The organism is Microcystis sp. Msp_OC_L_20101000_S702 (assembly GCF_007095705.1).
GTDB classification, from domain to species: domain Bacteria; phylum Cyanobacteriota; class Cyanobacteriia; order Cyanobacteriales; family Microcystaceae; genus Microcystis; species Microcystis ichthyoblabe_A.
Genome location: NZ_SFBO01000098.1, coordinates 20,587 through 27,904 on the forward strand (window position 1 = coordinate 20,587; position 7,318 = coordinate 27,904).

Consider the following 7,318-nt stretch of genomic DNA (forward strand, 5'->3'; position numbering starts at 1 on the left):
AACCCTTGATATAATTTTTTTGAGCGGTTGGGAGAAAAGCAGTGTCAGAAACATTTGGACAGGTTATCCGCAAAGCTCGTCGAGAGGAGGAATATAGTCAGAGAGAACTAGCTAAGTTGATTGGGGTGGACTATACCTATCTATCGAAGCTAGAAAATGATCATGCGGGTTATCCTCCTAGTCAGCAGGTTATTGAGTCCTTAGCGACTCATTTAAAATTAAATGCTCAAACTCTAGGAGAATTAGCAGGACGACTGAGTTCAGATGATCAAAAAGTCTTCAAAGAGTTAGTTCAAAAATACCAACAAATGCCAATTTTATTGCGTCGCATGAAAGACAATCCCAATTTTGCCCAAAAAATTATTTCTGAGGCGACAAAATTAGAACCAGAGGAGTAAATATCTTGGATATTATTAAACCCTATAGTTTTATTCCCAAAACAGTGATTGAAGCTCAGGCAGACAATATTCTCAAGAAAGTAAAAGCTAATCGTCGTCGTCCCTTAAAAAATTGCGATATTGCGGAAGCAGTGGCTGATTATTTTGATTTGGCTATTGAATGGACGGACATAAAGCCAGATCAAGAGGGAGAAATCGCCGCAATGATTATTCCCACAGAAAAGAAAATTATTCTCAATGAAGATGTAAAATTCTTAAAAGATTCTCAAAATTCATCCCTAGCAAAAGAAGGTTTTAAAAATTCGAGTTTAGCCCATGAAATTGGTCATTTTGTCCTTCATATTAATCAAACAGCCGTCTCTAACTTTTTGGATCGAATCAATCAGGGAGATTCCCTAGAGACAATTCAACCTTTTCTATGTCGGACAGTTGATTCTAGCCAAAGAATTGAATGGCAAGCCCAATATTTTGCCAGTTGTTTACTAATGGCGATGAGTGAGTTAGAGAAAGCCATCAAGGGCCGTGACTTGACTAAATGGGGACATCTGTATGCGATCGCCGACGAGTTGGGAGTAACTATTACTAATCTTAGAAGTCGTTTAGAAAGTCTCCATTGGATCAAAGTCGATAAAAAAGTAATTTATCCCGGCAGTAATTTTCCCAAGAAATAGCTTCAATGTTCCGAGGAAGATTTTGCCCATCTCGATCGACTTATTTACTCATAATTTCGGCGGTTTGTGAGTTAGGAATCGGTTCAAAGTTGTGGTCGTCAGCCAGATATTCCGGATAGGTGGAGAATTGGGGTAGTATTTCTAGGGTAAAAGCTTCGGCCGCTTTTGAGCGATAACGATTCGGGTTAATAATTACCGACAAAGTGCGACGTACCTCCACATCTTTAATTCTGGTAGCGTGGATCACGCCCATTTGTAGTTCTTTTTCGATCGCTGTCACCGAGACAAAAGCCGCCCCTAAACCGGATTGTACGGCATTTTTAATCGCCTCGATCGAGTTCAGTTCCATCTCCACTTTTAAGCGTTTGGTATCGATCTCGCAACGAGTTAAAACCTTATCAATGACTTTGCGAATCGTCGATTGGGAATCGAGGGTGATAAATTTTAGTCGATATAAATCCTCTTTTTGAATCATTTCTACCTTAGACAGAGGATGAAAAATAGGCAGGACTAAAGCCAGTTCATCGTCTGCGTAGGGGATAATCCGCAGGGTTTCTTGTAATTCGGCGGGAACTTCTCCCCCGATAATGGCTAAATCCACTTGACCGTTAAAAACACCCCAAGAGGTGCGACGGGTGGAATGAACTTGTAGCTGTACGGATACTTCTGGGTATTTTTGCCGAAACAGTCCGATCATGCGGGGAAGAAGATAAGTCCCCGTGGTTTGGGAAGCACCGATGATTAGGGTTCCCCCTTGCAGATTTTGTAGATCTTCGATCGCCCGACAGGTTTCTTGACAGAGAGTGATAATTTTTTCGCCGTAGTTTAAGAGTAGGTGTCCCGCTTCTGTTAATTGAGCTTTCCGACCGCCTCGGTCAAATAACGGCACATTTAGCTGTTTTTCGAGGTTTTGTACCTGAAGACTGACCGCCGGCTGGGATACATACAGGGTATCTGCCGCCCGTTTAAAGCTTCCCTCAGCAGCGATCGCTTTGAGAATTCTCAGTTGGTCTAGGGTGAAAGGAATGTCGGTCATAGAAAGCCTCAAAAACATCGACAGGAGAAGGGGATGACAACAGCGACAAATCTTAAGTCAGTGCAGATAAATACACTGAATTGACAGTACCACACCACGGGGATCAATACTTCAGCTAGTTCGATGATCGCTTATTTTAGTCCTCAGCCCTGAATCAGTAATCAGTTACCAGTTATCAGATGCGAGTTATCAGTGAACTGATAACTGAAAAAGGCTGCCTCAGCAATTATCGGGTTGACTTTTACATACTACTTAATCGTTAGGCAGTAAGCATAAATAAGTTTTACACTTAATCCTGTTTCACCTTTTCTCAAAAGGGTAGAAGGAGTTTTATCTGTAAAGTTTATTTATTCTCAATGCCTAAATAGTCGTTGGCTGCAAAACCTGCGAGTAACATTCTCCTAACCAGGCTGTTTTTTCTTCGTTTTTGAGCTTTGGTCAAACCTGGTTGAGAGCTACCTGAGATAATCCCACCACCAGACTGCTCCCATCACTTGACTAAGCTTTTGAGATGAGAGTTCTTGCCTAATTAATTTTTGAGAGTTCAAAAATGAGAAAAATAGGCGTAAAATTGCATAAAATCCCTAAACAGAGCATTTAATTGATTAATTCTCATTCTTAATTCTCCTGAATACTGACTACTGGCTCCTCACCTAAGGGAAGATTTTTGATTTTTACAAGAGGTCTATTATAGTACAGGCTTTGATCGGAGGTAAACAAGGCGGTCGGGGGATCCCCACCAGTGCGCTTGCTCAGGGTGGGGAATTCCCGTGCCATATTTTCGTTAAGGTCTTTATCTCGGCTGACCTCATTTCAAATTCTCTATAGTATTTCCTACTTTTCGCCATTTACCTCTATAGTTAAGTATTTTTTAATATTTACTTTTGTGAGGATTGGTCAGGTTTTATTAAGTAATGCTGCGGATGCAGGGAAACGCCGAGAATTTGTGATACCCACACCTCAAAATCGTGGATTGGATAAGCTGCCCCCCCCGTCAAGGGATTTACCATTGGTTTCACCAGAATGGTAAACATTCCCAGACGATTTCCCGCTAAAACATCGGTAAACAAGCGATCGCCAACCATAGCAATTTGTTGGGGGGGGAGTCCCATGGCTGCCATCGCTTGCCGGAGTTTGCGTCGAGAGGGTTTCACCGCACCGAGAAGGTAGGGAAGTTGTAAATTATCAGCGATCGCACCGATGCGATTTTCACTGAGATTATTGCTTACCAACCAAATCGGTAGATAAAGACGCAAGGAATCGACCCAACGCTGTAAATCGTCAGAAACCGTCGTTTCCTGAAGGGGAACAAGGGTATCGTCCACATCGAGAATCAATCCCTTAATCTGATGCTGACTCAAAATCTCCGGAGTGAGACCGAGAATCGTATCCCCTAAAATTAAATCGGGTTGTAGAATTTTTGCTCTAGTCATTAACTTCTCAAAAATAACTGGCAGCGAGTTGATCGAACTCAGCTTGATTAAAAAACCGTTGCCTTATTTAGTATAAATGACCGACTGCCCCTGAAAATCTTGCCTGGCCTATCTCTTCACTTGGCCGCTTGAATCACCTGTAAACTGCCACCAGCGTATAATTTTTGTTGACAATCACGAAAACCGATCGCCTGTAAAGATTGGATCAGGTCGCTATCGATAAACTGCCAAGCGGTATCGGTTTCAAATAATTGCAAAAATAGGGCTAAAGAAGGCCAAAAAAGCGGGTTAGTGGGTCGATGAAAATCCACGAGGGCAAAAATTCCCCCCGGTCTGAGAACTCGATACACTTCTTTAAGAATTTCCTCTAACTGCTCTGGTTCCATTTCGTGGAGAGCGGCGCTAGTATGCACAAAGGCGAATTCTCCGGCATTAAAGGGCATTTTTTCGGCTAATCCCTCCACATAATGCGCTTGCGGCACCGCTAAACTAGCTCGCTCCAGAGCCACAGGAGAGACATCTAAACCGGTACAGTGATCGGATAGGGGGACTAAATAACGGGTGGTTTGACCCGCACCACAACAGAGATCGAGGATAGGGTCATTTTTAGCGATTTTTAAACCTTCTAGAGCCAATTGCCGAAAACAGGACTCCCCACCCACTGCTAGGGCAGCCAGACGGGAGATACCATCGTAAAGCCATTGATATTGATAACTGAGGGGACGTAAAATAGTAGCCAAGATCAACCTCCAAAATTTGATTAAGTTCTCTGTAGCCTGTAATTTGTTTTAACGGTTCCACCGATATATTGTTAAACTTGGTAAAGAATCTGAAAATTTAAAAATTATCTGTTAACACTATGGGTCGCGTTGGCGTTTTATTATTAAATTTGGGTGGGCCGGAGCGGTTAGAGGATGTGCGTCCTTTTCTATTTAACCTTTTTTCTGACCCAGAGATCATCCGTTTACCGATCAAAGGATTACAAAAACCGTTAGCTTGGTTAATATCGACGCTAAGAGCGAGTAAATCCCAGGAAAATTACCGTCAGATTGGTGGTGGCTCCCCTTTACTCAAGATTACGGAAGCACAGGCCACGGCACTGCAACAACGTCTCGCGGAAATGGGCCGCGAGGTGAGCGTTTATATTGGGATGCGTTACTGGAATCCCTTCACCGAGGAAGCGATCGAGCGGATTAAACGAGACCATATCAAAAAATTAGTTATTCTCCCCCTTTATCCCCAATTTTCCATCAGCACCAGTGGTTCCAGTTTTCGTGTGCTGGAGGAAATGTGGCAGCAGGATCCCTATCTGCGTTTAACGGAATATACTCTCATCCCCTCTTGGTACGATCATCCCACTTATCTGAGTGCTATGGCCGATCTGATTGCGCGAGAATTAGAGCAGTGTGCTAATCCTGACCAAGTACATATCTTTTTTAGCGCCCATGGTGTCCCCCAAAGTTATGTGGAGGAAGCGGGAGATCCCTATCAAAGGGAAATTGAAGAATGTACTAGGGCGATCATGCGTACTCTAAACCGACCCAATCAGTACACTTTAGCCTATCAAAGTCGCGTCGGTCCGGTGGAATGGCTAAAACCCTATACTGAAGATGCTTTAAAAGAGTTGGGAGAGCAGGGAATTAAGAATTTATTGGTCGTGCCGATTAGCTTTGTCTCGGAACACATCGAAACCCTGCAAGAAATCGATATAGAGTACCGAGAAGTGGCGGAAGAAGCGGGAATTGAACATTTTCAGCGAGTACCGGCTCTTAACACTCACCCGATGTTTATCGAATCTCTCTCCCAGTTAGTGGTCAAATCCCTAGAGGAAAAACCCACCACTTTCGAGCAAATTACCCATCCGAAAGCGAATATGAAAATGTATCCCCAGGAGCGTTGGGAATGGGGGATGACAACGGCAGCCGAGGTGTGGAATGGTCGATTAGCGATGATCGGTTTTCTGGCAATTATTATCGAATTAATTACCGGTCAAGGACCGTTACATTTTGTTGGTTTATTATAACCTCAAGCTTCGTTGCCATTGCTTTTGATGGTAACTACCAAAATAAGGTTGGGTTTAACTATATTTAACCCAACCTTTGGCGATTTTATCTTCTCTTAGGACATCATATTAGCAGAACGAACATTAACGTTAACTTCTAGCCTACCATTGCCGAGCATATCTAACCCAGTGACGCTAAACAGATTAGCTTTAATCCCCCTTTCCTGAAAATTAGCCTGTAATTCTTTGATGAGAACCTCTTCCACTTTCCCCTCATCATCTGCTAGAGCTTGGACGATTTTAGCAGCGAAAGAGCCAATTTTTGCGCTCAATATTTCTTCCACATTGGTAATCTCGATAATAACCATTGATTTTTCTTCTTAGTAGAGGACAAACAGCTTGACAAGCCAATAAGAACAGAATTTGTAAGAAAATAGAGCTGCTCTCATCTTAGGAATCAGTATAACCTGCACTGTTCCCCCCCAAACGTAAATAGGCTTCAATAAAGCTATCTAAATCCCCATTCATTACCCCAGTAACATCGGTGGTTTCCACATTACTACGGAGATCCTTAACCAATTGATAGGGATGAAAAACATAGTTACGGATTTGATTGCCCCAAGCGGCCTCCACCATATCGCCGCGAATTTCAGCGATCGCTTGAGCCTGTTGTTCCCGAGCAATAATTAACAATTTCGCCTTTAATAAAGCTAGGGCTTTTTCTTTATTTTGTAATTGCGATCGCTCTTGGGTACAACGTACAGCGATACCTGTGGGAAGATGAACCACACGCACGGCAGTTTCCACTTTATTAACATTTTGTCCACCTTTTCCCCCAGATCTAGTGGTGGTAATTTCTAAATCTTTATCGGGAATTTCTACCCTCACCGCGTCATCGCCCAAAATTGGCATCACTTCCACCCCGGCGAAACTGGTTTGACGTTTACCATTAGCATTAAAAGGGGAAATTCTGACTAACCGATGGGTGCCTTTTTCTCCTTTCAGATAACCATAAGCATAAGTTCCAGCAATTTCAATTGTCACCGATTTAATTCCCGCTTCATCTCCTTCTGATATTTCCGCTAAAGTGACTTTATAACCCTGTTTCTCGGCCCAGCGAGAATACATTCTCAGGAGCATTTCTGTCCAATCTTGGGCATCGGTTCCCCCGGCCCCCGCATTAATCGTTAAAACCGCTCCTTTTGCGTCGTATGGACCATTTAAAAGCTGTTGCAATTCCCAGCGATCGAGGTCATGCTGTAAATGAGTTAAATTGTCCGTTGCTTCTTCTAGTAAAGCTCGATCGGATTCTAATTCTAATAACTCGATAATTGCCTTGGTATCTTCTAATTGTTCACACCAACCCTGATAGGTTTCTAAAGAAGATTTACATTCGTTTAGTTCTTGCAGGGTTTTTTGAGCAGTATCGGGATTATCCCAAAAAGTGGGGACGGCTGCCACCTGTTCTAAGTCTTTAATTTTGGCCTTTAAAGTGGGTAAGTCAAAGATAGTCCTGGGTTTTACCCAGGCGCGATCCTACTATCTCGATACCTTTTTTTAGTTCCGATATTTCCATGTTATCAGTTAAGTAAGTGGTTATAATTAAATAGACGATAGATTTTGCCTTTGATCTCCCCCGTCCCCCTTGATAAACGGGGGGCCGATCCCCCCTTAATCCCCCCTTAATAAGCTATCCATTAGTCACATCTTTCTTAACATAAAATTTGACAAAAAGAGAAAAGTGTGCAAGATGGCTCAAGGGGGTTCTATGGGGGAAC

At 42.9% G+C, this 7,318-nt stretch carries 8 protein-coding genes; 3 read left to right on the forward strand and 5 right to left on the reverse strand.

Annotation, left to right across the window (positions count from 1 at the left end):
- Positions 1 to 41: 41 nt before the first annotated feature.
- Complete coding sequence (locus EWV60_RS10930) at positions 42 to 398, forward strand: helix-turn-helix domain-containing protein (protein WP_002738811.1); 357 nt, start codon at positions 42 to 44, stop codon at positions 396 to 398.
- A 5-nt stretch (positions 399 to 403) separates the two neighbouring features.
- On the forward strand, positions 404 to 1,069 hold the full coding sequence (locus EWV60_RS10935; protein WP_287232267.1) for an ImmA/IrrE family metallo-endopeptidase: 666 nt from the start codon (positions 404 to 406) through the stop codon (positions 1,067 to 1,069).
- 40 nt (positions 1,070 to 1,109) lie between these two features.
- On the opposite strand, the gene EWV60_RS10940 is transcribed toward EWV60_RS10935, so the two are convergent.
- From EWV60_RS10940 to EWV60_RS10950, 3 genes are all read right to left on the reverse strand, one after another.
- Positions 1,110 to 2,105 (reverse strand): LysR family transcriptional regulator, encoded by a 996-nt coding sequence (locus EWV60_RS10940; protein ID WP_002747787.1) that lies wholly within the window; start codon positions 2,103 to 2,105, stop codon positions 1,110 to 1,112.
- Positions 2,106 to 2,983: 878 nt separating this feature from the next.
- A complete protein-coding gene (locus tag EWV60_RS10945; RefSeq protein ID WP_002756104.1) occupies positions 2,984 to 3,538 on the reverse strand; it encodes a YqeG family HAD IIIA-type phosphatase in 555 nt (184 codons plus the stop codon).
- A 116-nt stretch (positions 3,539 to 3,654) separates the two neighbouring features.
- Complete coding sequence (locus tag EWV60_RS10950; protein ID WP_002756105.1) at positions 3,655 to 4,278, reverse strand: class I SAM-dependent methyltransferase; 624 nt, start codon at positions 4,276 to 4,278, stop codon at positions 3,655 to 3,657.
- Between the two features lie 119 nt (positions 4,279 to 4,397).
- On the opposite strand from EWV60_RS10950, the gene hemH reads away from it, so the two are divergent.
- A complete protein-coding gene (gene hemH / locus EWV60_RS10955) occupies positions 4,398 to 5,561 on the forward strand; it encodes a ferrochelatase (RefSeq protein WP_002738693.1) in 1,164 nt (387 codons plus the stop codon).
- Positions 5,562 to 5,656: 95 nt separating this feature from the next.
- Here hemH and EWV60_RS10960 read toward each other — a convergent pair whose 3' ends face one another.
- Together EWV60_RS10960 and prfB are read right to left on the reverse strand one after the other, a co-directional pair.
- Positions 5,657 to 5,908 (reverse strand): DUF8653 family protein, encoded by a 252-nt coding sequence (locus EWV60_RS10960; protein WP_002739055.1) that lies wholly within the window; start codon positions 5,906 to 5,908, stop codon positions 5,657 to 5,659.
- A gap of 82 nt (positions 5,909 to 5,990) precedes the next feature.
- Positions 5,991 to 7,116, reverse strand: a protein-coding gene (gene prfB, locus EWV60_RS10965) for a peptide chain release factor 2 (RefSeq protein WP_192575066.1) whose coding sequence is annotated in 2 segments (ribosomal slippage) — positions 5,991 to 7,043 and positions 7,045 to 7,116 — 1,125 coding nt in all. Because the reading frame shifts where the segments join, the coding sequence is not laid out codon by codon here.
- Positions 7,117 to 7,318 lie beyond the last annotated feature (202 nt).

Coding starts and splice junctions, on each gene's coding strand:
- EWV60_RS10940 (WP_002747787.1), bottom strand. CDS start 2,105: ATGACCGACATTCCTTTCACCCTAGACCAACTGAGAATTCTCAAAGCG.
- EWV60_RS10945 (WP_002756104.1), bottom strand. CDS start 3,538: ATGACTAGAGCAAAAATTCTACAACCCGATTTAATTTTAGGGGATACG.
- hemH (WP_002738693.1), top strand. CDS start 4,398: ATGGGTCGCGTTGGCGTTTTATTATTAAATTTGGGTGGGCCGGAGCGG.
- EWV60_RS10960 (WP_002739055.1), bottom strand. CDS start 5,908: ATGGTTATTATCGAGATTACCAATGTGGAAGAAATATTGAGCGCAAAA.